Here is a 26,634-nt window from a genome sequence, read left to right as displayed (position 1 = left end):
GCGCCATGACCGATACCCCTATCGAACAGCTGCTGCAGCAGCATTTTTCCATCGATGCGCTGCAACGCTCGCCCGCGCCCCTGCAGCAGGCGCTGGGCATGCTGGGCGGCTGGCTGGCCGCCGAACGCGACACGCCCTATCCGCACACGCCGTATGCGCAATTGCTGACGCAACTGTCCGATACTTGCCTGCCCGCGCACGGCATGCCCGTGGCGGATTTCCTGCAAGAACTCGACACCACCGTGCTGGCCAATACGGCCCAACTAAACCATCCGCAATACATCGGCCACATGACGCAGGCCCTGCCCTGGATCAGCGTGCTGGCCGAAGCGTTTACGGCCACCCTGAACCAGAACCAGGTGAAGATCGAGACGGCGTATGTGTCGACCCTGATCGAAAAGCAGATCCTCGGCTGGCTGCACCGCCAGGTGTACCAGCAGCCGAACGCCGTCTACGCGCAGGCGATGGCCGCCACCAGCGGCGCGCTGGGCAATGTCGTCAATGGCGGCACCATGGGCAACTTGACGGCCCTGGCCGTGGCGCTGGAACGGCAGTTGCCCGGCACGCGCAAACGGGGCCTGTTTGCGGCCATGCAGGATTCCAGCTACGCGGGGCTGGCCGTGATCGGTTCGGCCCGCAGCCATTACTCCGTGAAAAAGGCGCTGGCGACCCTGGGCCTCGGCGAAAACGCCTTGCACCTGGTGGCCGTCGACCGCGACAACCGCATCGATATCGCCGCGCTGGAAGCGACCATTGCCGACTTGAAATTGCGCAAGATCAAGGTCGTCGCCATGATTGGCATCGCAGGCACGACGGAAACAGGCGCCATCGATCCATTGGCCGCCATGGCGGCCATTGCCGCGCGGGAAAGCATCTGGTTCCACGTCGATGCGGCCTGGGGCGGCGCCCTCCTGATCGCGGAACAGTACCGCGCCCTGTACGACGGGATTGCCCTGGCCGACTCCGTCGTCATCGACGGGCATAAATTGCTGTGGGTGCCGATGGCGCAAAGCATGGTGCTGTTCAAGGATAGCGCCAGCCTGAACTTGCTGAAACACAACGCCAACTACATCTTGCGCGACAACTCGGGCGACCTGGGCCAGACCTCGCTGGAAGGCTCGCGCCGCTTCGATGCCTTGAAACTGTGGACTTCGTTCAAGGTGCTGGGCGTGTCCGGCTACACGACCTTGCTGCGGCAGGCGGCCACCCTGTCCGGCCAGTTGCAGGACTTGCTGGCCGACCAGCAGGATTTCGAGCTCGTCACGCGCTCCGACACCTTCATCCTGACCTACCGCTACGTGCCCGCGCACTTGCGCCAGCGCATGGAAAGCTTGCTGGCCAGCGGCCAGGTGGACGCGGCGACAGAGTTGAACACGCAGCTCAATACGCTCAACGCCAAGCTGCAAAACCGGCAGAAGGCGCAAGGCCACAGCTTTGTGTCGCGCACGGTACTGGAATCGACGCGCTACCCTGGCCCGACCAACGTATTGCGCGTGGTCATGACCAACGTCAAGACGCGCCCCCACCACCTGCGCGCCATCCTGGACGAGCAGCGCGCCATCGGCCAAACGCTGGTGGCGGAACTGGGCTTGTAAGGAAACACCCACCGATCAGCCTTGACTGGATGCACGATGCAGCGTCTTAGCGCCCTCACCGACCTCTTGCGGCATCTGCTGAAATGGCTGCTGCTGGCCTTTGTTGTGGCCGTGCTGGCGGGATCGGCTTCGGCCGGCTTCCTGTTCGCCCTGGAATGGGCAACCGCTACGCGGCGAGCGCACGCCTGGCTGATCTGGCTGCTGCCCGTGGCGGGCTTTGCCGTCGGCTGGCTGTATTTGCGCTATGGCAGCAGTGTCGAAGGCGGCGCGAACCTGCTGATCGATGAAATCCACGACCCGAAAAAAATCATCCCCCTGCGCATGGCGCCGCTGGTGCTGGGCGGCACCGTCGTCTCACATCTGTTCGGCGCCTCGGTCGGGCGCGAAGGCACGGCCGTGCAGATGGGCGGCGCACTGGCCGACCAGCTCACGCGCATGTTTCGGTTGAATAATGAAGACCGGCGCATCATCCTGATGGCCGGCATCAGCGCCGGCTTCGCCTCCGTCTTCGGCACGCCGCTGGCGGGCGCCATCTTCGGCCTGGAAGTGCTGGCCATCGGCCGCCTGCGCTACGAAGCCATGCTACCTTGCCTGGCTGCTGCCGTCATCGCCGACCAGGTGGGCTTGCTGTGGGGGCAGTTATTCAACATTCACCACACGCATTACGCCGTGCCTTTGATCCCCGCCATCTCCGCCTGGACCTTGTCCGCCATGGTGATCGCTGGCGTGCTGTTCGGCGTGACCGGCAACGTGTTTGCGCAGGCCACGCACGGCTTGAGCGGGCTGATGAAGCGCTGGATCAGCTACGCCCCGCTGCGCCCCCTGGCCGGCGGCGTGATCATCGCCATCGCCGTGTGGCTGCTGGGTACGGATCGCTACATCGGTCTGGGCATCCCCACCATCGTCGACGCGCTGAAGGAACCGCTGCCGGCATACGATTTCCTGGCCAAGATGGCGTTTACCATCGTCTCGCTGGGCACGGGATTCAAGGGCGGCGAAGTGACGCCCCTGTTCTTCATCGGCGCGACCCTGGGCAATGCGCTGGGCCCGCTGCTGCACCAGCCCGTCACCTTGCTGGCCGCCATCGGCTTCGTTGCCGTCTTTGCCGGTGCCGCCAATACGCCGATCGCCTCGACCCTGATGGCCATGGAACTGTTCGGCGCCGAGATCGGCGTATATGCGGCCATCGCCTGCGTCGTGGCCTATCTGTTTTCCGGCCATGCGGGCATTTACCGGGCGCAACGGGGCGGGCATGCCAAGCGCACCGTCCACAAGGATATCGACACATGACACAGAATATCTACGACAACGACGCCTTCTTCACGGCCTACAGCCAGCTGCCGCGCTCCGTCGGCGGACTCGACAGCGCCCCCGAATGGCCAGCCTTGCGCGCCATGCTGCCGGAGATACAAGGAAAAAGCATGCTCGACCTGGGCTGCGGCTATGGCTGGTTCTGCCGCTGGGCAGCCGACGCTGGCGCGGCGCAGGTGCTGGGCGTGGACGTGTCGGAAAAGATGCTGGCGCAGGCGAACGCCATGGGGACGCACGCGGCCGTCAGCTATGCCCGGCTGGACCTGGAACAACTGGCCCTGCCGCCCGCCAGCTACGATCTCGTCTACAGTTCGCTCGCGTTTCACTACATCGAGGATTTCGCCACCTTGCTGGCTGCCATCCGCCACGGCTTGAAACCGGGCGGCAAGCTGGTGTTTTCCATCGAGCATCCGATCTTCATGGCCCCGCGCCAGCCGGGCTGGCTGACGGACGCGCAAGGCCGCAAGCGCTGGCCCGTCGACAGTTACCAGGAACAAGGCCCGCGCGTGTCGGACTGGCTGGCGCCAGGCGTGATCAAACAGCACCGCACCCTGGGTACGACCATCAATGCGCTGCTGCAAGCGGGTTTCCAGCTGGAACATGTGGAAGAATGGGGTCCCAGCGATGAGCAAGTCGCGCAACAGCCGTCCCTGGCCGAAGAAAGAGAACGACCGATGCTGTTGCTGGTAGGCTGTAGCCTGCGCTAGCCCCGGGCCCGCTCGAACAATTTGCCCGCCAGCTCTTCGATATCGCCACGCATGGCCAGCACTTCCAGCCAGCGCGACGGGATTGCCTGGGCCCCATAATAGGCGCCGGCAAGCTGGCCGACGATGGCGCCGGTCGTATCGGCATCCTCGCCCAGGTTGACGGCGCGCAACACGGCCTCTTCCAGTGAGTCGGTATTGAAGAAGCACCAGAGCGCCGCTTCCAGCGATTCAACACAATAGCCCGTGCCGCGTATCTGCCCTTCCGTCTTGGCGATGAAGTTGCCACTGGCCAGCTCCACCAGCTTGGGTTCGACAGGCCGGTAAGCCACACTGTCCATGAGCGCCTCTTTCGGCGTACCCGCCAGCGCGCTGCACAGCAAGGCGGCGAACAACTGGCAGCTTTCGATGGCTTCCGGCGCCGCGTGGGTCGTGCGCGAGCTATCGGCGGCGTAAGCGACGACCGCCACCACATCCGGATAGGCAAACAGCACGACGGGAGCCAGGCGCATGAGCGAGCCATTGCCTGCTGTCGTCGGCGCGGTGGAACCACTGTAGGGATTGTCTGTTTCCTGGAAACTGGCCAGCGCGCCCCTGACCGTGCCACCGATATCGAAGCAGGTGCCGGTGGAGCTCAGGTAGCCCCATTGCCACCAGTTCAGATACCGCACCATCTGGTCCGCCGGATCGAACACACCTTTCAATACCAGGCTCTCGGCCAGGCACAGCGCCATCGAAGTATCGTCCGTCCACTGTCCCGGCTGCAGGCCGAACGGGCCGCCGCCAGTCATCTCCGTCACGGGCGCGAAACTGCCGCGCGGGGAAAATTCCACGGTCGTGCCGACCGCATCGCCGCAGGCCAGCGCCAGCATGGCGCCCAGATAACGATTATTCAAGCTCGATGTGATCATTGCTCTCCATGCAGATGAGGTTGCGGATGAAGAAGACATGATAACAAGCTGGACGACAATTCCCCCGCATGGTCTGTGCGCCGATGGCAAGGCCATCGGTCCATCCGATTACGCCTCGGTACACCGCAGCGCCATCTCCCCATGCAGGGCCAGCGGCACGGCCCTGGCCCACCGGTTCGACGACAGCGAAAACGTCAGCGCGCGCACCTGGTGGTACCAGCCGGCAGGCACGTACAGCATGTCGCCCGGCTCGACGAGGCATTCGATCATGGTCGCCTGGCGCGCCAGGGGAAAACGCTCGAAGTCGGGCGCTTCCGGGTCGAACGGTGAGCCGAACAGGATGGCGTTCGCTTCGCTGGGGTACAGGAATTCGTCGTGGTGCGGCGGCGACAGGAAGATACGCTTGCGGCCCCACACTTGCGCGAAGATATTGTCGTCGTAATCGCAATGCAGGGGCGTGACCGTACCGGCCGGCCCCACCCAGAAGCGTGGCGGCCCCATCTTGTCGAAATACGTGGGCCAGTGGCACAGACGGTTCAACTCGCGCAATTCCAGGTTGCCCAGGTACGGCGGCAGCGCATACTTGCCCTCCGCCAGCATATCCAGGTATTGCCCCATCGACATGTCCTGCATGGCGCGGTCTGCCGCGAATGCCGTGTTGATGTAGTCGCCCACGCGCGCGCGCACGGGCACATGGCTGAATTGCTCGCGCAAGACTTCGGGTTCCAGCTTGGATAAGGGCCAGCGCTGCACCAGCCCGCGCATCAGGAAGGGCAATCCCAGCGCGGCGCGCGCGCGAAAGGCGGCGGCGTCCAGCATGGCCAGGCGCGGCACCTCGGTGATGGCCGGCAAGTCACGCGCCGCCAGCTTGATGGCCTCGCGCATGGCATCGATGGACGTGACGCCACGCACCTGCGCATCCTTGCCCTCGCGTGCCTGCTTGCGTGCGAAGGCCGCTTCGGGCGAACTGAATTGTGCTGGCGGCCGGGGCGGCAGCGCGCGCGGCGATATGGGCGTGGCCGCAAGCGGGAGCGGCACCTTCTTTTCTACGGGCATAAACCTTCTTTGCGATCAAGGCGTCGCACGACATGGCGCGACAGTGCGCCATTTTAAGCCAGCAAGGCCCGTGCAGCACGCATGAGAGATTCCCTACGACGCATCGATACCTGGCAAAACCGTCGCGAGCGGCAGTGATTTGTGGCTAAGAAGCGCAACCGTACTCCAGTACGGTGAGCATCGCAGGCCGCAAAGCGCGACGCGCAGCAGGTTTGGTCAGGTGTCCTCAGACAGGCGTCTTGAAGATGGGATCGACGATGAACTGCTGCGCCTTGATGCGCAAGGTGCGCTCTTCGTCCAGCTCGGCGCGCGTTTCGCCCAGCTCTTCGCGTTCCGCTTCCAGTTCCAGGCGCGCGGCCGCCAGTTCCGTTTCCACGCGCGTCAGGCTTTCCAGCTTCAACTGGGCCTGGATCAGTTCGGCACGCGCCGCTTCGGCCGCTTCTTCCAGGCGCGGGATGCCTTCGAGCTTGAATTGCGCCTTGGCCAGATCCATGCGTGCCTGCTCGGCCGCCTCTTCCAGGCGCGGCAAGCCTTCCAGGCGCAGCTGCGCCTTGGCCAGGTCCGTGCGGGCCTGGTTCGCCACTTGCCGTTCGCGCTCGAGCTCCTCGCGCAAGGTTTCCAGCTCGCCCGCTTGCAGGTCGAGCAACTCTTGCTGGCGCTCGTTCTCGCTGGCCAGGTCCATCAATTCCTGTTGATTGTCATTCATCTCGGCTTCATGCGCGCTGTGGCTGGCGCTTAATTCCTGTCCTACATAATCGAGGATGGCTTGCTGCAGCACGGGCGACAGTTCGGCGGCGGCAGCGATCTGGCGTTGCGCGCCTGCCTTGCGGCGCAGCAAGAGCTTGCTGATGGTGCCCAGGCAGGCGCCGTTGCCCAGCCGTTCGCGCAAGGCGCGTACCGTGATGGCCTGGCCTTCGCCCGCCATCGCTTCCATTGCCGCATTGATCTGTTCCGCGCTTACTTTTGCCATATCGTCTACTCTTGAATGTTGCTCAGGGCAATCTTGCCCAGGGGCATTATCTTATGCCAGTGGCGGCAAAGCGTAAAGTATTTCTCAATGGAAATTGCAATTGCACAACGAAACCATGTGCAAACATGCGGCCTGGGATGTTTTACTCTTCGAGCAGGCCATTTTCCGTGAGCATATCCTGCACCAGTTCCAGGCGCAGCACGGGATTGTCCTGGCTCAGCAACAATTGCTTTTGCATGGCGCTCAGGGACAGCAGCTCGCACCAGCGGTTCGCCACCCAGCCACACTCGTCGAGCCGGTACGGCGGCTGCAAGGGCATTTGGTCGGGCGGGATCTTTTGCTCCTGCAAGGTGCGTATCAGCGCGCCGAGCGCGTCGGCAACGTTCTGCTGCTCTTGCGGAATGGGAATGGTTTTATCGGGCGGTAAAGTTTCGACCTGCGCCATCCACAAGCCATGCTTCAGCTGTTCGCTGGAAACGATGTGAAAGCGCTGCATGCCCATGCATTTGATTTGCAGCAAGCCGGACAAGGGCGCGGCCCAGTCAATGACGCGCGCCAGGGTGCCCACGGGCGCCAGGGTTTCCTGATGGCCCGGCTTGCGCACTTCCGTGCCATCCAGCAACTGCACCACGCCGAACGGCTGCTCGCCCATGATGCATTTGCGTATCATGTCCAGATAGCGTACCTCGAAGATCTGCAGGGGCAGATAGCCATCGGGATACAGCACCGTATTGAGCGGAAACAAAGGTATCGAGGTCATAAGCGCATGATGGCACGAATGGCATATCCGTGCTGCGCGCCTGGCGTCCCTGATTATTTGTAGAAGCGCCTTTTCTTGGCCCGCTCCGCCGCCTTCGGCGCCAGCACTTTCACGGCCTTCTTCTGGATCTGGATGGTGCCGCCGGCGGACGTGCCCGGTACGCGGTGTTCCGCCTCGAAACCGGGCTCCTCGTTGCGTTTCAGGGTTTGCCGGGTCAGCGCTTCCACGGCCGACAGCAGCTCCACTTCATCGGCGCACACAAGCGAAATGGCGACACCCGAAGCGCCCGCACGGCCCGTGCGGCCGATGCGGTGGATATAGTCTTCCGCTACGGTGGGCAAGTCGAAATTGACGACGACGGGCAATTGCTCGATATCGAGGCCACGGGCGGCCACGTCGGTAGCCACCAGCACCTGCACCTCGGCAGATTTGAAACGGGCCAGCGCGCGCAGGCGGTTCGGCTGCGTCTTGTCGCCATGAATGGAATCGGCGCGCACGCCCTGCTCCAGCAAGGTGTTCACCAGCAACTCGACACCCTTGCGCGTCTTGACGAAGACCAATACCTGGCCCCAGCGCATTTTCTTCAGCAAGTGCAGGAACAGTTCCGGCTTGCGCTTCTTGTCGCACACGATGACCGATTGCTTGACGGCCTTGACTGTGCTGTTGCGCGCGCTCACCTCGACCGAGACGGGATCCTTCAGCATGGTTTTCGCCATGGCGCGGATGGCGTCCGAGAAGGTGGCCGAGAACAGCAGCGTCTGGCGCTGCTTGGGCATGGTCATCAGCAATATATCGAGTTCGCGCTCGAAGCCCAGGTCCAGCATGCGGTCCGCTTCGTCCAGCACCAGGGTTTGCACCTGCTCGAACTTGACGGCGCCCTGCGTCTGCAAGTCCAGCAAGCGGCCCGGCGTGGCCACCAGCACGTCGAGGCCCTTGCGCAGCTTGCTGATCTGCGGCTCGATGGGCACGCCGCCGTAGGCGACAAAGCTGCGCAGCGGCAAGTTGCCGCCATAGCTGCGGAAGCTCGCATACACTTGCTCGGCCAGTTCCCGCGTGGGCACGAGCACCAGCACGCGCACGCACTGGGGTGCCACCACGCCTTCCAGGGTCAGGCGCTGCAGCAGCGGCACGGCAAAGCCTGCCGTCTTGCCCGTGCCCGTCTGGGCAGCGGCCATCAAGTCGCGTCCGGCCAGCACGGCAGGAATCGATTGCGCCTGCACGGGGGTCGGCTTGGCATAGCCGAGCTCATCGAGTTTGCGGACCAGGGGATCGATCAGGCCGAGGGAGGAAAACGTCATGGGGAAAGCAATCTTGGCAAATGAAAAGGTGGCGCGCACGGACCGGCCGCGCGCGCGATTGCCGAGATTATAGGCCAGCGGGGAGGCTGGCCGGGGTTTTCAGTGCGGGAACGTCACGATCAGAACTTCATTTCCAGGGTGGCGCGCGCCTGCGGCGAGCTCGGTGAAATGCTGTTGCGGGTAATCGTGCCGCTGGCATCCGCATACGTGGTGGTGCTTTCGAAGTCTTGCGCCAGCAGGTTCGACACGGCCAGGCGCAGCTGGTTCTTCGCATCGAACTTCCACAGCGCATAAATATCGAGGTCGCGCCGCGGCGACGTATAGGCGCTCTGGCGCTCGGTGATGCGTACGGGGCCGCCATTGCGGAAGTTGAAGCTGCCGCCCGTCGTCAGCACGCCATCGGGCGTCTTGTAATCGAGGCCGAAGTTGCCGCTGACGGGCGTTTGCTGGTCAAGCCGGTTGTCCGGCCCCGGCACCTGCTCCACCTGCGACCAGTTACGGCTGACGCTGGCGCGCAGGTCGATGGCCGGCACAGGCGCGGCCAGCACGGCGCGCAGCGGGAACTTCGCTTCCAGTTCCAGTGTCTGTGTATTGGCGCGGCCATCGTTGACGGGCGTGGAGACCCAGCGGTCATTGATGAACAGCAAGCCCTGGCGCGTGTAGCCATCGATGCGGCGGGCCGAGGCGCGCGCGCTGAGCAAGGCGCCTTCTGCCCAGTAGTGCTCGTACGACACATCGATGCCCAGCGCCAGCTCCGGCTTCAGATACGGATTGCCTTCGCGGTCAGGGTCCGTCTGGCTATTGTTGGTCGAGGTATTGCGGCGTGGAATCAGGCTTGACGTAGGCTGCGCCTTGTAGGTGCGCGTCAGGGCCAGGCGTACCTGGTCGCCCTTGGTATCGGGCAACTTCCACAGGGTTTGCAGCAGCGGGCTCCACACGCTGGTGCGCTGCTGCACTTCGTCATAGGTGTCGCCCGCGCTGCGCGTGTCGATGCCTTCCCAGCGCACGCCCGCATACATGGACCAGCGCGGCGTGATTTCCCAGTCATCCTGCACGAACAGGGCCAGGCGCTTGATCGTGGCGTCGAAACCCTCGTCGCTGTTGACGGGCGGACGCGCGCCCAAGGTGCCCAGGGCCGCTTCGCGCTGCCGGCGCGATTCCTCGCGCTCCGTGTAGGCGCCATCCCAGCCCATCGACAGGGCATGGCCGGGCAGCAAGGGCGTGGAATACTTGCCAGTCGAACTGACGCCGTCTTCCGTCGCCTTCACGCCCACCTTGCGCTCGAGCGCCAGGCCACTGCCATCGATAAAGCCCTGCTGCAGGCTGTCGGACGTATTGCGGGCGGCCGAGGCGCCCACTTTCAGTTCCAGCCTGGCGCCGGCGGCCAGCTTGTGCATCCACGTCAGGTCGCTGCGGCCGAAGGCATTGTGGTTGCTGGAGCTGCCCGTATTGCTGTCGTAGTCGGGGCGCACGCCCTGCTCCGTTTCCGCGCGGCTGAAATTGCGGTGGTTCGAACGCCCGCCATTGAAAAAGAATTGTGCCGTCACATTGTCGCCGTTGGCCAGCACCCAGTTCAGGCGCGGCGACAAGTTGATGCCTTCCGGACGGCCATCGCCCGTGCCGTTCGTGCGGCGCAGCAGGTTTTGCCGGCCGTCGGGCGCGTAGCCCAGTTCCAGCCCCGGATTGTCGTAATGGTAGTCGTAGCGGAACAGCGAGCCGGCCAGCGAATACGAGAAATTGCCGTCGCGGTCGGACAGTTGCACGTTCACGCTGGGCGAAAAGCTCACGTCGCTGCCCTGCACGCCCAGCTTGAGTTCGCGCTGCGCCGTTTTGACGGCTTTTTTCAGCACCACGTTGATGGTGCCGGCAATCGACTGCGTGCTGTATTCGGCGCTGGCCGCATGCAAAATCTCGATGCGTTCGATCACGTCGGGCGACAAGGTGTCGAGCGAGAAACCGGCCGGCGCCCGCTCGCCATTGAGCAATATCTGCGTGTAGCCGCTGCCCAGGCCACGCATGCGGATTTCACCTCCCGAGCGCCCGGCCGCGCCGGACACGGTAATGCCGGGCAGGCGCTTGAGCACGTCGGTGACATTCGTGTCGCCATACTTGAGGATTTCCTCGCTGCCAACGACCATCTTGCTGGCCGTATCGTCGCGGCGCGGATCATAGCCGCTGCCCTTGACTTCGACGGTTTGCATGGCGGGCGCAGCGGCCATTTCAACCTTCAGCGGCACGGCGGCGTCAGTGGCGGCGGGCGTTTCGGATTGCTGGGCCTGGGCATTCCAGGCAAGTAACACGGAGGAACAAAGGATGGTAAGGCGAAGGCAACGGCGTGGCATCATGACCTGGCTAAAAAAGTTGGCTGAATAAAAATGGCTAAAAGCTAAAAAACAGGCCGCTGTATTGTGCTGTAATTTTTTCCGAGTGACACAGTTTCCTGAAAATATTTCCTATGGCAAATTAAATTCGGCGGCCGGCTGCACTACGCCCCCTTGCATACGGTACATATCATTGCGCGCCACATCGCCGCTATAATGCGTTTTCATCATTGTTCCCATCACCCCGTCAAAGGCTTCCCATCGTGTCTGACCGTCTTGCCGTTTTGCCTCAATATCTGCTGCCCAAGGGAGCGTTGACCAATTTTGCCGGCCGCGTCGCCGGTGCCAAGGGCGGCGCCATGACGACGCGTTTGATCCGCTGGTTCGTCGGCCGCTACAACGTCAACATGGATGAGGCGCTGGACCCGGACATCACGCATTACACGAGCTTCAACGACTTTTTCACGCGCGCGCTGCGCCCCGATGCCCGTCCGCTGGCCCAGGCCGACTACGTCTGCCCCGTCGATGGCCGCATCAGCCAGTTCGGCACGATCGACAGGGACCAGATCTTCCAGGCCAAGGGGCACAGCTTCAGCACCACGGCCCTGGTGGGCGGCGATGCGGCACTGGCGGCCCAGTTTGAACACGGCAGCTTCGCCAATCTGTACCTGAGCCCGCGCGACTACCACCGCATCCACATGCCGTGCGACGGCCGCCTGACGCGCATGATTTATGTGCCCGGTGAACTGTTCTCCGTCAACCCGACGACAGCGCGCGGCATCCCCGGCCTGTTCGCCCGCAACGAGCGGGTCGTCTGCGTGTTCGATACGGCCAACGGCCCCTTCGTCATGACCCTGGTGGGCGCCACCATCGTCGGCAGCATGGCCACCGTCTGGCACGGCGTCGTCAACCCGCCCCGCACAGGCCAGGTACGCGACTGGAGCTATGCGAACGACAATGTCGTGCTGAAGCAGGGCGAAGAGCTGGGCCGCTTCCTGCTCGGCTCCACCGTCGTCATGCTGTTCCCGAAAGATACCGTGACGTTCAATGCCAACTGGCAACCGGCCGGCCCCGTGCAGCTGGGCGAAGTCATGGGCAAGCTGCCCAAGTAAGGCAGCAAGACGCGCGCCTACACGGGCGCGTCGGTTTGGTACATTTCCTCCATCAAGTCCAGAAACGCGCGCGTCTTGGCCGGCATCAAACGCCGGCCGGGAAACACGGCCCAGCCCGTGACCAGCGGAAAACTCCACTCCGGCAATACCCGCACCAGTTCCCCCGTCGCCACATACGCCTTGGCAAAGCGGTCCGTGCTGGCCGCGATGCCCACGCCCGTGCACGCCATGCGCACCAGCAATTCCGGCGAATTGGCCAGCAGGCGCACGGGCAAATCGCGCTCCCACGTCGTCTTGCCGCGGATCAAAGTCCAGTGCACGAGGCCATGCACGGCCCGTGGCAAGCTGAGCAAATCGTGGCCATACAGATCGTCGGGATGCTCGGGCAAGCCGTGCACGCTCGTGTATTGCGGCGAGGCATACAGGGCGAGCGTACTGAACGCCACGCGGCGCGCCGCCAGGCTGGCGTCGTCTGGCAAGTTGCCCATGCGGATGGCCAGGTCGAAGTTCTCTTCCAGCAAATCCACGCGGCGCGCCGACAAGTCCAGTTCCAGCGAAATGGCCGGATAGCGGCGCACGAACTCGGCCAGCACCTGGCGCATCAGGGTGTCGCCAAAGTCGGCCGGCATGGAAATGCGCAGCAAGCCGCTGGGTCCTGCCTGGCGGTGCTGTGCCAGCGCGCCGGCCGCCTCCGTCTCTTCCACCACCTTGCGCGCATGCTCGAGCAAGCTGGCGCCAAACTCCGTCAGCGCCAGCTTGCGCGTGGTGCGCAGCAATAGGCGTTCGCCCAATTTCGCTTCCAGCAGCGAGATGCGGCGCGACAGTGTCGACTTGGGCAAGTCCACGCGCACGGCGGCGCGCGAGAAACTGCCGCATTCGACGACGCGCGCAAACAGCAGCAAATCTCCGGGATCGATATCCATATACTTACCTTTAACTCGATTGTTCCACTAGTGGATTAATGTTATCCATTTTAACGGCTTCCACATCAATTTTGGAATTGCTATAGTTCATCCATCGCAAGACACCTCACAACGGAGAAAACAAGATGAACATCCTGCAAATCAATTCCAGCGCCCGCAGCACCGGTTCCGCCTCGACCCGCCTGGCTGACGCCATCGTTACCCGCGTACAAGCGGCCAACCCCGGTGCTACCCTGGCCCGCCGCGACCTGGCTGCCGCACCGCACCCCGTGCTCGACGAGCCGACCCTGCAAGCGTTGTTCACCCCGGCAGACAAGCGCACGCCGGAGCAAGCGGCCCGCATCGCCCTGGACGACGCGCTGATTGCGCAAGTGCAAGCGGCTGACGTGATCGTCATCGGCGCGCCCATGTACAACTTCGGCATCACCGTGCAACTGAAAAGCTGGTTCGACGCGATTGCCCGCGCCAACGTCACCTTCAAATACACGGAAAACGGCCCCGTGGGCCTGCTGACCGGCAAGAAAGTCTACGTGGGCCTGTCCCGCGGCGGCTTGCACCGCGACAGCGCCAACGATAGCCAGGTGCCTTACCTGAACACCATGTTCGGCTTCCTGGGCCTGACCGACGTGCAATACGTGTATTCGGAAGGCATGGGCATGGGCCCGGAAGCCGTGGCCAAGGCGCAAGCACAAGCGGACGCCGAAATCAACGCCATCCTGGTGTAATCCCCAGCAGTGAAAGGGGCGGCGCACTGGCGCCGCCCTGGCCTAGAGGAGAGAACAATGAGCGATACCACCACCGTCAACAAGCCACGCGCCGTCGAGCGCGTGATTGCCGGCCAGGCCGTCATGGACGGCGCCGGCGTGAAGATCAACCGCGTGCTGACGCAGCAGCTGCAACGCCGCCTCGACCCTTTCCTGATGCTCGACAACTTTGCCAGCGACAAGCCAAACGACTATATCGCCGGCTTCCCCGAGCATCCGCACCGCGGCTTCGAGACCGTGTCGTACATGATCACGGGACGCATGCGCCACAAGGACAGCGCCGGCCACGAAGGCTTGCTGACCTCTGGCGGCGTGCAATGGATGACGGCCGGCAGCGGCGTGATCCACTCGGAAATGCCGGAACAGGAAGAAGGCGTGATGGAAGGTTTTCAGCTGTGGCTGAACCTGCCCGCGCGCGACAAGATGCGCACGCCGTGGTACCGCGATTTCACCAGCAGTGAAATCCCCCGCTACACGACGGACGCGGGCGTGGCCGTGCAAGTGATCGCCGGCGCAAGCCATGGCGTGACGGGCGCCGTGCAGCGCGAGCTGACGGAACCGCTGTACCTCGATATCGACTTGCCGGCCGGCGCCAACTTCGAGCAGCCATTGCCGCCAGGCCATAACGCTTTCATCTACACCTTCCGTGGCGAAGTGCAAGTCGATGGCAAGGCCGTGCCCGCACTGCGCATGGCGATCTTCGCCAATACGCCCGGCAGCGACGGCGTGCGCATCGAGGCGCCGCAAGGCGGCCGCGTAATCCTCGTCGCCGGCCAGCCCTTGAACGAACCCATCGCGCAATATGGCCCGTTCGTCATGAATACCCAGGCGGAAGTGTTCCAGGCCGTACAGGATTTCCGTGAGGGCAAGTTTGGCGAGACGGCCGTGCAGTAAAGTTGTCTGCCTCATCAAAAACCTGCAGTGCCTCCGGGCCTGCAGGTTTTTTTACGTGCCGACTACTTTGTTGCTTTTCAATTACACTGGCGGCAACATCATTCCACAAAGCATTCCATGCAACCGACGCACACCGAACACGACGCCACCCATTTGCACGCCCACCTGAAAGGCGACGCCAAGCACACCCACTCGTTCGAGGGGCGCAGCCAGAGCATCCTCGCCTGGGCGCTGGGCCTGACCCTGTCATTTGCCGGGATCGAAGTGGCGGCCGGCTTCCTGTCCAATTCGCTGGCCCTGATTTCCGACGCGGGCCACATGGTCACGGACGCGGCCGCGCTGGGCCTGGCACTGCTGGCGCAACTGATCGCGCGCCGCCCTCCTTCGCCCCGCCACTCGTTCGGCTTTGGCCGCGCTGAAGCGCTGGCCGCCTTCGTCAACGGCCTGGCCATGCTGTGCGTGGTGGGCTGGATCTGCTACGAAGCGGCGCTGCGCTTTTCCTCCCCGCAACCCGTAAAGGGCGGCATGGTCTTCATCGTCGCCTTCATCGGCCTGGCGATCAATATAGTCGTGGCGTGGGTATTATCGAAAGACAAGCAAAGCGTGAACACGCGCGCCGCCCTCGTGCACGTGATGGGCGATTTGCTCGGTTCCGTCGCCGCCATCGTCGCCGGCGCCGTGATTTACTTTACTGGCTGGATGCAGATCGACCCGCTGCTGTCCGTGCTGGTGTCACTGCTGATTTTAAAGTCGACATTCGGCGTGCTGCGCGAGTCCTACCATTTCCTGATGGAAGGCGTGCCCGTGCATATCGACTACATCCAAGTGGGCGCTGACGTGGAGCAGGTGGATGGCGTGATCGCCGTGCACGACCTGCATGTGTGGGATATGTCGCCGGGCCAGCCGGCCTTGATCGGCCACGTGGAAATCGAACACCTCGACCATTGGCCGAAGGTCTTGCGGGCGATCAAGAAGATGTTACTAAGTAAGCATGGCATCGACCATATCACCTTGCAGCCGGAGACGGCGGCGATGGCGGGCTTGCATCAGGGTGACAAGACCCACTAGCACGGAATTCAACAACCGTCACAACGCCTGACAAAACCGTAGCGAGCGGAAGGTAGAGGTGGTCGAGAAGCGCAACCGTACTAGAGCACGGTGAGCATCGCAGGCCATCTATACCGACGCGCAGTAGGTTTGGTCAGGCGTCAACTACGCCGCGCTTCCAGCACCCCACTCACATCCTTGATCACATTCAGCGCCTTCAACAACTGCGCCGTCGAGCTGATCTCGGCCGTAAAGGTCATGCGGGCCTGGCCCTTGGCGCTTTGGGTATTGACGCCGATCACGTTGATCTTTTCGCGCGAGAAGATTTCGGAGATGTCGCGCAGCAAGCCCTGACGGTCGCCTGCCAGGATGAAGATGTCGACCGGATACACGGTGTCGTGCCCGCCCGTGCTGCCCCATTCCGTGAAGATCACGCGCTCGGGCGACTTGGCGCGCATTTCCTCGAAGTTCTTGCACGTGGCGCGGTGGATCGAGACGCCCTTGCCACGCGTCACAAAACCGACGATGCTGTCCGGCGGCGCCGGCTTGCAGCACTTGGCCAGCACTGTCATCAAGCCTTCCGTCCCCACCACCAGCACGCCGGACTTGGCGCCCTGCTCCACGCTGGAAGCGCGGCTCTTGCCGACCAGCACGGCGTCTTCCGGCACCACCACTTCGCCGTTGTCGTGCAGCGCCTGCTCCACGTGGCGCAGGCTGAATTCATCCTTGCCGACCGACAGGAACAGTTCGTCAACCTTGGCAAAGCCCAGCTTTTGCGCCAGGGCTTCGAGGTTGACGGCCGTCTTGCCTTCGCGCTGCAAGGATCTCTCCACCAGTGCGCGGCCATGGGCCAGGGTTTCCTGCATGTCGATGGCGTGGAACCAGGCACGGATCTTCGAGCGCGTGCGCGTGCTGACGGCGTAGCCGGCGCTGAGCCAGTCGCGCGACGGCCCGGCCGTGCCCGGCGCGCCCTTGGCCGTGATGATTTCGCAGGTCTGGCCGTTTTTCAGCTGGGTATTCAGGGGCACCATGATGCCGTCAACCTTGGCGCCGCGGCAGCGGTGGCCCACGTCCGTGTGCAGGTGATACGCAAAATCGACGGGCGTGGCGCCCACGGGCAATTCCAGCACCCGCGCCTGCGGCGTCATGACGAAGATGCGGTCGTCCAAGGTGGCGGATTTCAGCTTTTCCACCCATTCGCGCTGGATTTCTTCCTGGCCCACGACGGCGTCGGCGACCTCGGTTTTCCAGGCCAGCAGCTGGCGCAGCCAGGCGATCTTTTCGTCGTATTTCTGGCCGGCAAAGTTCGAACCGCCCTCTTCCTTGTAGCGCCAGTGCGCCGCCACGCCGTATTCGGCAAAGCTGTGCATTTCATTCGTGCGGATTTGCACTTCCAGCGGACGGCCATCCTCGGCCGTCACCACCGTGTGCAGCGACTGGTAACCGTTCGGTTTCGGCCGCGAAATGTAATCGTCGAATTCTTTCGGGATGGGGGTCCAGATATTGTGGACCACGCCCAGCACCGTGTAGCAAGTCTTCACGTCGGCAACGATGACGCGGAAGGCGCGCACATCGTACAGGGCCGTGAAATCGAGTTCCTTGCCGCGCATCTTGTTCCAGATGCTGTAAATGTGTTTCGGGCGGCCAAACACTTCCGCCTGGATACCGGCTGAAGCCAGTTCCGTCTGCAGGCGCAGAATCGCCGAGGACACAAAGCCCTCGCGCATCATGCGCTTTTCTTCCAGCATCTTGGCGATGCGTTTGTACGCTTCCGGCTCGATGAAGCGGAACGACAAATCTTCCAGTTCCCACTTCAGCTGCCAGATACCGAGGCGGTTGGCCAGCGGCGCGTACAGGTCCAGGGTTTCCTTGCCGTACTCGCGCGTCATTTCATTGAACAATTTCAACTCGGCGAAATAGCGCAAGGTCGTCACGCAGGAAGCCAGGCGCACCAGCACGACGCGCATGTCGGAAGCCATCGCCAGCAACATCTTGCGCAGGGTTTCCACCTGGGCCACGGCTTGCTGCGCCGCATTCTTGCCGCGCCCGCCAGCGCTGCCGTGCTGCGCCTGGGTCAGCGCGCGCAAGCGGATCAGCTGGCGCACGCCTGTTGCCAGGTCGCACACCTGCTTGCCGAAGCGCGGCTCGATGTCGGCCGCCGTGTCCGGTTCCAACAGGGTCAGCTCGAACATCAGGCCGGCGATACGCGTTTCCGCATCGCTGCGCAGGAAAGCCAGGGTGGTGGCCACGCCGACGGCGAAGTCCAGCGCGGAGCGGCCGGCAAAGGTCAGCTTGTCGCCATACGCCTCGGTGGCATACGCGAGCGCGTCCAGCACGCGCGCACTGTCCGGCGCACTCAAGCCCTCTACCAGTTGTTCCGAGGTGACGCTATTCGGGGCCGAGATGGAAACCATGTATTACCTTTTAAACTTAATAACTCAACAACTTGATGACTTAACGCTCTGCAGCGATGATGACGATTTCAACCAGGCATGCCGGATTGGCCAGCTTCGCTTCCACCGTGGCGCGCGGCGGCGTGTGGCCGGAAGCCACCCAGTCGTCCCACACTTCATTCATGCCGGGGAAATCCTTCATGTCGGCGATGTAGATCTGGCACGACAGGATGCAAGTCTTGTCGCTGCCCGCTTCCATCAGCAAACGGTCGACGTGGCCGAGCACTTCGCGCGTCTGGCCGACGATGCCTTGCGTGGTGTCTTCCGCGATCTGGCCCGCCAGGTAGATGGTGTTGTTGTGTATGGCTACTTCGGAGAGGCGTTTGCCTACGTGCAGTCGTGTAATTTCCATGCTTCTTCTTTCGGTTGTTTCAAAATCTGTACAGCGTTATTGCTTGTTACCTTCTTATTTGCCCAGCAAAAACTTGCGGGCGATGGCGATCTGGTCATCGTGGACAAAAGTGGGCGCATGGCCTACGCCGGCGATTTCCACCAGCTCCGCCTTCGGGCCGCGGCCCAGCATGCTTTGCGCCGTTTCGTGCGACAGCAAATCGGATTCCGACCCGCGCACCAGCAAGGTGGGGCAACGCACGGCATCATACGCGGCCCACAGCATGGCTTCGTCGCTGGCCGCCGATTCCGGCGTGGCCGAGCGGAACGGCATGGCCAGTCCCATATCATAGTGGCGGCGCCAGTGGCCATCCTTATCCTGGCGCAACACATCCACCGCCAGTTTATGCCATTCCGCGTCCGTGTGCGGGCCGAAGCTGGCGGACACGTCGCGCACAAACTTGGCGCCCTGTTCAAATGTCTCGAAACGCAAGTCCTGGCCGATGTAGTCGCCGATGCGCTGCAAGGCTTCCGGCGCCAGGGTCGGGCCGATATCGTTCAGCACCAGCTTGCTGATCGGGCTGTTCGGCAACGATGCCAGGCCCAGACCGATCAAGCCGCCCATCGACGTGCCGAACCAGTCCACCGTCTGGCGCTCGCCATTGGCCAGCACGCGCGCCAGCAGGGTCACCATGTCGCTCACATATTGCGGCACGCGGTAGAACTGGGGATTGGCCAGCCAGCCCGAGCGCCCGCGTCCCACCACATCGGGGCAGATCACGCGGTAATCGCTGGCCATGGCGCGCGCCAGGTTGTCGAAGTCGTCCGCCACGCGCGTCACGCCATGGGCGCAGACGAGCACGTTCGGGTTGTCCGCCGCGCCCCACTCCTTGTACGACATGGTGTGCAAGCCTGCGGGGGAGATGCACTGGACGGATTTGATGCTCGCTTCGATCATGCCAATTCCTTATTCGATATAAAAAGAGCACCGCTTCCTGCCTGCCATGGGGTGTCCCGCGCGCGACGCTACGGCAGTGTAGCGCAGCGCGGGCAATGCTCCAAGCGCACGCCTGAAATGCTGCGCCGCAGCACGCCAGTCATGGCGCAATACCCGATATAGCGAAAATGCATATCTGCGGTTATCCACAATTGAGGCGGCCTGGCAATGAGTGGATGATCGCAGCATCAACCCGCAAGAGGAGACCACTCGTGAAAAAACCATTCTATAAAATCCTGTACGTGCAGGTGCTGTTCGCCATCGTGGCCGGCGTGCTGCTGGGCGTGTTCTACCCTTCCAACGCTGTCGACATGAAACCGCTGGGCGACGGCTTTATCAAACTGATCAAGATGATCATCGCCCCAGTGATCTTCTGCACCGTCGTCTCCGGCATCGCCGGCATGCAGGACGTCAAGAAGATCGGCCGCGTGGGCGGCAAGGCCCTGATCTACTTCGAAGTGGTCTCCACCTTCGCGCTGGCCATCGGTTTGCTGGTTGCCAACATCCTGAAACCGGGCGCCGGCTTCAACGCCGATCCGGCCCACCTGGACGCCAAGTCGATCGCGCAATACACGCACGCCGAAGGCATGACGACCATCGATTTCCTGATGAACATCATCCCGAAGACTTTCGTCGATGCGTTCGCCAAGGGCGACATCCTGCAAGTGCTGTTGATCGCCATCCTGTTCGGTTTCTCGCTGTCCCTGCTGGGCGAGCGCGGCCGTCCCGTCACCAAGCTGATCGACGAGCTGTCGCACGCCATCTTCGGCATGGTCAACATCATCATGAAAGTCGCCCCTGTCGGCGCGTTCGGCGCGATGGCATTTACCATCGGCAAATACGGCCTGGCTTCGCTGATCCCGCTGGCTAAACTGATGGGTTCGTTCTACCTGACCTGCTTCCTGTTCGTCTTCGTCGTGCTGGGCCTGATCGCCAAGTACACGGGCTTCTCCATCGGCCGCTTCTTGCTGTACATCAAGGAAGAACTGCTGATCGTGCTCGGTACCAGCTCGTCGGAATCGGCCCTGCCGGCCCTGATGAAAAAACTCGAGCGCCTTGGCTGCTCGAAACCGGTGGTCGGCCTGGTCGTGCCTACCGGCTACTCGTTCAACCTGGACGGCACCAACATCTACATGACCATGGCGGCCCTGTTCGTGGCACAAGCCACCAACACGGAACTGACGATCTGGCAAGAGCTCACCATCCTGGGCGTGGCGATGCTGACCTCGAAAGGCGCGTCCGGCATCACGGGCGCCGGCTTCATCACCCTGGCCGCCACCCTGGCCGTGGTGCCGACCATCCCCGTGGCCGGCATGGCGCTGATCCTGGGCATCGACCGCTTCATGAGCGAATGCCGCGCGCTGACGAATTTTGTGGGCAACGGCGTGGCCACCATCGTCGTGTCGAAATGGGAAAAAGAACTCGACATGGACAAGCTGCACAGCGAGCTGGCCCACCCCACCCACCCGACCGACGACGCGTATGTCGCCCCGGCCGTGAATATCGTCAAGTAAGCCGTACTCTTCATTGAAAAGCCCCGTAGAGCGATCTGCGGGGCTTTTTTCATGGCGCGCGCATCTTATCGCATCATCAACCCACAGTAAATCATGCATCAATATTTCACTGGATGATCAATGAATCAAAAACAATTACAGTTACAATACTGTTCGCCCGCAAGCTCCCGCATAATGACATTGCGTTAATGCAAGCCTGACACCGAACCATCCTCACTTTTGAATGGAGTACGTCATGTCCCTCTCGCCCGCCTTCTACGCCACCTGGAGTCCACGCCTGCTGGGCGTGCTGCGCATCATCCTCGGTTTCCTCTTCCTGCAACACGGCACGGCAAAACTGTTCGGCGCGCCGCATGTGGCCATGTTCGACGGCCTGCAACTGTTTTCCGTGATGGGGGCGGCCGGCGTCATCGAGCTGGTCGGCGGCACCTTGCTGCTGGTCGGCCTGTTTACGCGCCCCGTCGCCTTCATCCTGTCGGGCCAGATGGCGGCCGCCTACTTCATGGCGCATGCGCCAGCCGGTTTCCTGCCGATCCTGAACGGCGGCGAAATGGCCGTGATGTACTGCTTCACCTTCCTGTATTTCGCGGCAGCGGGCGGGGGCGCCTACAGCCTGGACGGGCTGCGCGGCAAGGCCGGCGCATAAAAAAAGGGCGGACATCGCTGTCCGCCCTTTTATTCCATACAACAAGCCATTTATACGGCCGAAACATCCAGCTCAGCGCCCGTGGCCTCTTGCACTTGCTCCTTGGTCACGCCAGGCGCCAGTTCCACCAGCTTCAGGCCGTTTTCCGTCACGTCGATGACGCCCAGGTCGCTGATGATGACGTCGACCACGCCCACGCCCGTCAACGGCAAGTCGCACTGTTTCAGCAACTTGTGCGACGTCGTGCCATCCTTGGCCGTGGCCACGTGCTCCATCAGCACGACGACGCGCTTGACGCCGGCGACGAGGTCCATCGCGCCGCCCATGCCCTTGACCATCTTGCCTGGAATCATCCAGTTCGCCAGGTCGCCCTTTTCCGACACCTGCATGGCGCCCAGGATGGCCAGGTTGATCTTGCCGCCGCGAATCATGCCAAACGAATCGGCCGAGCTGAAGTAGGCGGCGCCGGGCAAGGCCGTCACCGTCTGCTTGCCTGCGTTGATCAGGTCGGCATCGACCTCATCGTCCGTGGGGAACGGGCCGATGCCCAGCAAGCCGTTTTCCGACTGCAGAAACACTTCGATATTCTCCGGCACATAGTTCGCCACCAGGGTCGGCAAGCCGATGCCCAGGTTCACATAAAAGCCATCCTGCAATTCTTTCGCCGCGCGCGCGGCCATTTCGTCTCTAGTCCAAGCCATGATGTTCTCCGTATTCTTTTTTATGCTTCAGTGCGCACGGTGCGCTGCTCGATGCGTTTTTCCGGATTCGCGTTGACCACGATGCGGTGCACGAAGATGCTCGGCGTGTGGACCTGGTCCGGGTCGATCTCGCCCACTTCGACCAGTTTTTCCACTTCGACGATGGTGATCTTGCCGGCCATGGCCACGTTCGGGTTGAAATTGCGCGCCGTCTTGCGATAGACCAAATTGCCCGCGCGGTCGGCCATGTAGGCTTTCACCAGCGACACATCGGCCACCAGGCTGCGTTCCATCACGTATTGCTCGCCATCGAATTCGCGCAGCTCCTTGCCGTCGGCAACGATGGTGCCCACGCCCGTCTTGGTGAAGAAGGCGGGAATGCCGGCGCCGCCGGCACGCAGTTTCTCGGCCAGGGTGCCTTGCGGCGTGAATTCCAGTTCCAGCTCGCCGGCCAGGTACTGGCGCGCGAATTCCTTGTTTTCGCCCACATAGGAGGCGATCATTTTCTTGATCTGGCGCGTGGTCAGCAGCTGGCCCAGGCCGAAGCCGTCCACGCCGGCGTTATTCGAAATGGCCGTCAGGCCCGTCACGCCCGAGTCGCGCAAGGCGCCGATCAGGGCTTCGGGAATGCCGCACAGGCCGAAGCCGCCGACGGCGATGGTCTGGCCATCTTGGACGATACCGGCCAGCGCCGAGGCGGCGTCAGGATAAACTTTATTCATGGGTGTCCCTCTATCTTTTGTTAAGCTTTGGTCTTGAGTCCATGACTCAGGCAGCGACTCAGCATAAAATACGCGAGTGGAAAGTACAATACCGTAGAACTACCGGCGCCGTGCCGGCAATCCCCCTGTGAGAGTGATACGTATCAGATGAACGCCGCGTCAGCCATCGATTATGAAAGCATCTTCCTGCACGCGCCCGTGGGCATGTGCATGTCGGAAAACCGCATCATGCGCAGCTGCAACGAAGCGCTGGCAGCCATGTTCGGCTATGCGCGCGCCCAGCTGGACGACCAGTCGTTCGAAGTACTCTACCCCACGCACGATGAATTCCTGCGCACGGGTGACCGCATCATCCCCATCATGAACGCCAAGGGCCGCTATTCGGACGAGCGCATCATGCGCCGCAGTAATGGTGAATTGTTCTGGTGCCACGTCACGGGCCACGCCATGCTGGCCGCACAGCCGCTGGGGCCGGGCATCTGGACGTTCGAGGATGTCAGCGAGAAACGTCCCGTGACGGCGGAACTGACCCCGCGCGAGCGCGAAATCGCCGCCCTGCTGGTCGAAGGCAAGACCAGCAAGGTCATCGCCCGCCAGATCGACCTCAGCCCCCGCACGGTGGAAATGCACCGTGCCAAGCTGATGCGCAAGTTCGCCGCTTCCACCTCGTCGGAGCTGGTGCACAAGCTGGTGGGACTGCAACTGCAGCGCTAGGGCTGCAGCGCAAGCCGGTGCCTTAGAAGGTACTCATTCCACCGTCTGCAGAAATAATGGCGCCATTGATGAAATGCGAATCCTCGCCCGCCAGCAACAGCAGCAGGCCGTCGAGGTCTTCCGGCTTGCCCGGACGTTTATTCGGCAGCATTTCGATCAATTTCTTGCCCTGCTCGGTGGCAAAGTAATCTTCATTGATTTCCGTGGAAATATAGCCGGGGCAGATGGCGTTCGTGTTGATGCCGTACTTGCCCCACTCCACCGCCATGGCGCGCGTCATGTGCACCATGCCCGCCTTGCTCATGCAGTACACGCCGATCTGCGGCAGCACCTGCAAGCCTGCCATCGAGGCGATATTGATGATGCGGTGCTGTTTCTTCGGGTCGCCCTTGGCGCGCGCGATCATGCGCTTGGCCGTTTGCTGGGCCACGAAGAACGATCCGCGCAGGTTGGTGTCCATCACGAACGAGTAATCTTCGGGCGTGACGTCGACCAGGCGTTGCGTGGTGGAGACACCGGAATTGTTGACGAGGATATCGATGGGGCCCGCTTCCGTTTCCGCATGCGCGATGGCCGACTTGATGCTGGCGAAATCGGTCACGTCGAGCGACACCACGTGCGCGGCGCCGCCGTCCGCTTCGATCTCGGCGCGCAATTCCTTCAGGCGTTCGGTGCGGCGCGACGCCAGCACGACCTGTGCGCCAGCCTGGGCCAGCACTTTCGCAAAGCGCGCGCCGAGGCCGCTCGATGCGCCGGTAATCAGGGCAATCTTGCCCTCGAAATTGACTTCTATGCCCACGAGCTACTCCTGTTTTATTTTAGACAACACTTTACGCCGTGCCACTGGCACAGGGGCAAAATACCCCGCATCGCACTTGAGCAAAGGTAAACGCCATCATTACACAAAATGGCCGGATTTAGATTGCGGCGAGGGGCAATGTCACGCAAAATGGCGCCAAAGTTGCAATCCTCGCCAAAAACAAGCACACTCGTGCTTAAATTTCCCCGATGATGCTTTATTCCCTATCCTTGCTACCTAATTGAGTGACTATAAATCGAGACCATGACACAGCCTAATAACTTAGTTGAACAGTACGGACCGCGCGAAACCATGGAGTATGACGTGGTGATCGTCGGCGGTGGCCCCGCAGGCTTGGCCGCGGCGATCCGCCTGAAGCAGCTGGCCGCTGAAAAGAGCCAGGAAGTGTCCGTCTGCGTGCTGGAAAAAGGCGGCGAACTGGGCGCGCATATCCTGTCGGGCGCCATCATGGACCCGAAAGCGCTGACGGAACTGATTCCAAACTGGAAAGAACTGGGCGCGCCCCTGAACACGGAAGTGACGGAAGACCGCATCCTGTTCCTGACCGAAACCAAAGCGTATAAAACGCCAGGCTTCGCCGTGCCGGCCTGCTTTGAAAACCACGGCAACTACATTGTCTCGCTGGGCAATGTGGTGCGCTGGATGGGCCAGCAGGCGGAAAACCTGGGCGTGGAAATCTTCCCCGGCTTCCCTGCCGCGGAAATCCTCTACAACGACGACGGCTCCGTGAAAGGCGTGGCGACCGGCAACATGGGCGTCAAGCGCGACGGTGAGCCGGGCCCCGACTTCCAGCTCGGCATGGAATTGCACGCCAAGTACACCCTGTTCGCCGAAGGCGCGCGCGGCCACCTGGGCAAGCAATTGATGGCCAAGTATGACTTGAACGCCGGCAAGGATCCCCAATCCTACGGCATCGGCATCAAGGAATTGTGGGAAATCGACCCGGCCCAGCACAAGCCGGGCCTGGTGATCCACTCGAGCGGCTGGCCGCTGGACACGAAAACCTACGGCGGCTCCTTCCTGTACCACCTGGAAAACAACCAGGTCATGGTCGGCTACGTGGTGGGCTTGAACTACGAAAACCCGTACCTGTCGCCGTACGAGGAATTCCAGCGCTACAAGACGCATCCGGAAATCCGCAAGTTCTTCGAAGGCGGCAAGCGCATTTCGTACGGCGCGCGGGCGATTGCGGCCGGCGGCCTGCAATCGCTGCCGAAACTGGTGTTTGCCGGCGGCGCGCTGATCGGCTGCGATGCGGGCTTCCTGAACATGAGCCGCATCAAGGGCAGCCACGCGGCCATCAAGAGCGGCATGCTGGCGGCGGACGCGGCCTTCGGCGCGCTGGGCGAACAGCGCCAGCACGACGAACTGACGAGCTACCCTGTCGCCTTTGAACAATCGTGGCTGCATGAAGAACTGCACGTGGCGCGCAACGTCAAGCCATGGCTGTCGAAAGGCCTGTACCTGGGCAGCCTGATGACGGGCATCGACCAGCTGATCTTCCGCGGCAAGGCGCCATGGACCCTGCACCACTCGCATGGCGACCACGAATGCCTGAAACCGGCCGCCCAGTCGAAAAAGATCGTGTATCCGAAACCCGATGGCAAGCTGACCTTCGACAAGATGTCGTCCGTGTTCATCTCGAACACGAACCACGCGGAAGACCAGCCGATCCACCTGACGCTGAAGAACGCCAGCGTGCCCGTCGACGTCAACCTGGCCACGTATGCGGGTCCGGAAGCCCGTTACTGTCCCGCCGGCGTGTACGAGTTCGTGAAGAACGACGACGGTGCCGAACGCCTGCAGATCAATGCGCAGAACTGCGTGCACTGTAAAACCTGCGACATCAAGGACCCGACGCAGAACATCGTGTGGGTGACACCGGAAGGCGGCGGCGGGCCGAACTATCCGAACATGTAAGTTTCCCGCACGCCCCGGCTTCTTCGCCGGGGCGTTTTTCATACGGCCGCGATAAATTTCCTATTGGAAATTTTCCCATCGCTTCCCGCGCCAGTTACAATTCCCGCCACGGCAGCGGCCGACCTGGCCGGACAGCCGCATATCGCATCAC

The 26,634-nt window shown here is 62.3% G+C and carries 24 protein-coding genes; 11 read left to right on the top strand and 13 right to left on the bottom strand.

Annotated elements, in window-relative coordinates; genetic code table 11:
* Window positions 1–5 precede the first annotated feature (5 nt).
* Genes U0004_RS13110 through U0004_RS13100 form a run of 3 tightly spaced genes read left to right on the top strand, consistent with a single transcriptional unit; the run spans window position 6 to window position 3,613 of the window.
* Window positions 6–1,595: a pyridoxal-dependent decarboxylase gene (locus U0004_RS13110; protein WP_070257411.1), complete on the top strand. Its 1,590-nt coding sequence runs from the start codon at window positions 6–8 to the stop codon at window positions 1,593–1,595.
* 36 nt (window positions 1,596–1,631) lie between these two features.
* Window positions 1,632–2,885, top strand: a complete 1,254-nt coding sequence (locus U0004_RS13105; protein ID WP_070257412.1) for a voltage-gated chloride channel family protein — start codon at window positions 1,632–1,634, stop codon at window positions 2,883–2,885.
* Window positions 2,882–3,613 carry a class I SAM-dependent methyltransferase gene (locus U0004_RS13100; RefSeq protein WP_070257413.1) on the top strand — a complete coding sequence of 244 codons (732 nt, stop codon included), beginning with the start codon at window positions 2,882–2,884 and terminating at the stop codon, window positions 3,611–3,613. The genes U0004_RS13105 and U0004_RS13100 overlap by 4 nt, the downstream gene beginning before the upstream one ends.
* Here the strand turns inward: U0004_RS13100 and U0004_RS13095 are convergent.
* From U0004_RS13095 to U0004_RS13070, 6 genes are all read right to left on the bottom strand, one after another.
* Complete coding sequence (locus U0004_RS13095) at window positions 3,610–4,521, bottom strand: ADP-ribosylglycohydrolase family protein (RefSeq protein ID WP_070257414.1); 912 nt, start codon at window positions 4,519–4,521, stop codon at window positions 3,610–3,612. The genes U0004_RS13100 and U0004_RS13095 overlap by 4 nt on opposite strands.
* A gap of 108 nt (window positions 4,522–4,629) precedes the next feature.
* Entirely contained in the window at window positions 4,630–5,577 is a 948-nt protein-coding gene (locus U0004_RS13090) for a cupin-like domain-containing protein (RefSeq protein WP_070257415.1), read from the bottom strand.
* Between the two features lie 226 nt (window positions 5,578–5,803).
* The gene (locus tag U0004_RS13085; protein WP_035818092.1) at window positions 5,804–6,547 is read right to left on the bottom strand and encodes a DNA-binding protein; all 744 of its coding nucleotides are present in this window, start codon (window positions 6,545–6,547) and stop codon (window positions 5,804–5,806) included.
* A 142-nt stretch (window positions 6,548–6,689) separates the two neighbouring features.
* Window positions 6,690–7,307 carry an LON peptidase substrate-binding domain-containing protein gene (locus U0004_RS13080; protein ID WP_052140282.1) on the bottom strand — a complete coding sequence of 206 codons (618 nt, stop codon included), beginning with the start codon at window positions 7,305–7,307 and terminating at the stop codon, window positions 6,690–6,692.
* A 53-nt stretch (window positions 7,308–7,360) separates the two neighbouring features.
* Window positions 7,361–8,605 carry a DEAD/DEAH box helicase gene (locus U0004_RS13075; RefSeq protein WP_070257428.1) on the bottom strand — a complete coding sequence of 415 codons (1,245 nt, stop codon included), beginning with the start codon at window positions 8,603–8,605 and terminating at the stop codon, window positions 7,361–7,363.
* Between the two features lie 119 nt (window positions 8,606–8,724).
* Window positions 8,725–10,905 carry a TonB-dependent receptor plug domain-containing protein gene (locus tag U0004_RS13070; protein WP_231958195.1) on the bottom strand — a complete coding sequence of 727 codons (2,181 nt, stop codon included), beginning with the start codon at window positions 10,903–10,905 and terminating at the stop codon, window positions 8,725–8,727.
* Between the two features lie 284 nt (window positions 10,906–11,189).
* Between U0004_RS13070 and asd the strand changes: the two genes are divergently transcribed.
* Window positions 11,190–12,038: an archaetidylserine decarboxylase gene (gene asd, locus U0004_RS13065; RefSeq protein WP_070257416.1), complete on the top strand. Its 849-nt coding sequence runs from the start codon at window positions 11,190–11,192 to the stop codon at window positions 12,036–12,038.
* A gap of 17 nt (window positions 12,039–12,055) precedes the next feature.
* Here the strand turns inward: asd and U0004_RS13060 are convergent, their stop codons facing one another.
* Window positions 12,056–12,961 carry a LysR family transcriptional regulator gene (locus U0004_RS13060; protein WP_034784204.1) on the bottom strand — a complete coding sequence of 302 codons (906 nt, stop codon included), beginning with the start codon at window positions 12,959–12,961 and terminating at the stop codon, window positions 12,056–12,058.
* A gap of 125 nt (window positions 12,962–13,086) precedes the next feature.
* Here U0004_RS13060 and U0004_RS13055 point away from each other — a divergent pair, with 125 nt between their 5' ends.
* From U0004_RS13055 to U0004_RS13045, 3 genes are all read left to right on the top strand, one after another.
* On the top strand, window positions 13,087–13,686 hold the full coding sequence (locus U0004_RS13055; protein WP_070257417.1) for an FMN-dependent NADH-azoreductase: 600 nt from the start codon (window positions 13,087–13,089) through the stop codon (window positions 13,684–13,686).
* Between the two features lie 57 nt (window positions 13,687–13,743).
* Window positions 13,744–14,619 carry a pirin family protein gene (locus tag U0004_RS13050; protein ID WP_070257418.1) on the top strand — a complete coding sequence of 292 codons (876 nt, stop codon included), beginning with the start codon at window positions 13,744–13,746 and terminating at the stop codon, window positions 14,617–14,619.
* 117 nt (window positions 14,620–14,736) lie between these two features.
* A complete protein-coding gene (locus tag U0004_RS13045; RefSeq protein WP_070257419.1) occupies window positions 14,737–15,687 on the top strand; it encodes a cation diffusion facilitator family transporter in 951 nt (316 codons plus the stop codon).
* A 140-nt stretch (window positions 15,688–15,827) separates the two neighbouring features.
* On the opposite strand, the gene U0004_RS13040 is transcribed toward U0004_RS13045, so the two are convergent.
* From U0004_RS13040 to U0004_RS13030, 3 genes are read right to left on the bottom strand one after another with little or no spacing between them, the layout of a single operon-like run.
* Window positions 15,828–18,080, bottom strand: coding sequence for a RelA/SpoT family protein (locus U0004_RS13040; protein ID WP_034784208.1), 2,253 nt, complete (start codon window positions 18,078–18,080; stop codon window positions 15,828–15,830).
* Between the two features lie 40 nt (window positions 18,081–18,120).
* Window positions 18,121–18,471, bottom strand: coding sequence for a RidA family protein (locus U0004_RS13035; protein WP_034784210.1), 351 nt, complete (start codon window positions 18,469–18,471; stop codon window positions 18,121–18,123).
* A 54-nt stretch (window positions 18,472–18,525) separates the two neighbouring features.
* Window positions 18,526–19,407 (bottom strand): alpha/beta fold hydrolase, encoded by an 882-nt coding sequence (locus U0004_RS13030; protein ID WP_034784211.1) that lies wholly within the window; start codon window positions 19,405–19,407, stop codon window positions 18,526–18,528.
* Window positions 19,408–19,622: 215 nt separating this feature from the next.
* Between U0004_RS13030 and U0004_RS13025 the strand changes: the two genes are divergently transcribed.
* Window positions 19,623–20,960, top strand: a complete 1,338-nt coding sequence (locus U0004_RS13025; protein ID WP_230521989.1) for a dicarboxylate/amino acid:cation symporter — start codon at window positions 19,623–19,625, stop codon at window positions 20,958–20,960.
* Window positions 20,961–21,195: 235 nt separating this feature from the next.
* On the top strand, window positions 21,196–21,606 hold the full coding sequence (locus tag U0004_RS13020; protein ID WP_070253676.1) for a DoxX family protein: 411 nt from the start codon (window positions 21,196–21,198) through the stop codon (window positions 21,604–21,606).
* Window positions 21,607–21,656: 50 nt separating this feature from the next.
* Here the strand turns inward: U0004_RS13020 and U0004_RS13015 are convergent, their stop codons facing one another.
* A complete protein-coding gene (locus U0004_RS13015) occupies window positions 21,657–22,307 on the bottom strand; it encodes a CoA transferase subunit B (protein WP_070253603.1) in 651 nt (216 codons plus the stop codon).
* Window positions 22,308–22,327: 20 nt separating this feature from the next.
* The gene (locus U0004_RS13010) at window positions 22,328–23,029 is read right to left on the bottom strand and encodes a CoA transferase subunit A (RefSeq protein WP_034784215.1); all 702 of its coding nucleotides are present in this window, start codon (window positions 23,027–23,029) and stop codon (window positions 22,328–22,330) included.
* Window positions 23,030–23,176: 147 nt separating this feature from the next.
* On the opposite strand from U0004_RS13010, the gene U0004_RS13005 reads away from it, so the two are divergent.
* Window positions 23,177–23,743 carry a LuxR C-terminal-related transcriptional regulator gene (locus tag U0004_RS13005; RefSeq protein ID WP_034784217.1) on the top strand — a complete coding sequence of 189 codons (567 nt, stop codon included), beginning with the start codon at window positions 23,177–23,179 and terminating at the stop codon, window positions 23,741–23,743.
* Between the two features lie 22 nt (window positions 23,744–23,765).
* On the opposite strand, the gene U0004_RS13000 is transcribed toward U0004_RS13005, so the two are convergent.
* Window positions 23,766–24,542 (bottom strand): SDR family oxidoreductase, encoded by a 777-nt coding sequence (locus tag U0004_RS13000; RefSeq protein ID WP_034752351.1) that lies wholly within the window; start codon window positions 24,540–24,542, stop codon window positions 23,766–23,768.
* A 264-nt stretch (window positions 24,543–24,806) separates the two neighbouring features.
* On the opposite strand from U0004_RS13000, the gene U0004_RS12995 reads away from it, so the two are divergent.
* Window positions 24,807–26,483 (top strand): electron transfer flavoprotein-ubiquinone oxidoreductase, encoded by a 1,677-nt coding sequence (locus tag U0004_RS12995; RefSeq protein WP_174718100.1) that lies wholly within the window; start codon window positions 24,807–24,809, stop codon window positions 26,481–26,483.
* The last annotated feature ends 151 nt before the right edge of the window (window positions 26,484–26,634 follow it).

Origin of the sequence: Janthinobacterium lividum (genome assembly GCF_034424625.1) — a bacterium.
GTDB lineage: Bacteria > Pseudomonadota > Gammaproteobacteria > Burkholderiales > Burkholderiaceae_D > Janthinobacterium > Janthinobacterium lividum.
This window is presented reverse-complemented; position numbering and strand designations above follow the sequence as displayed.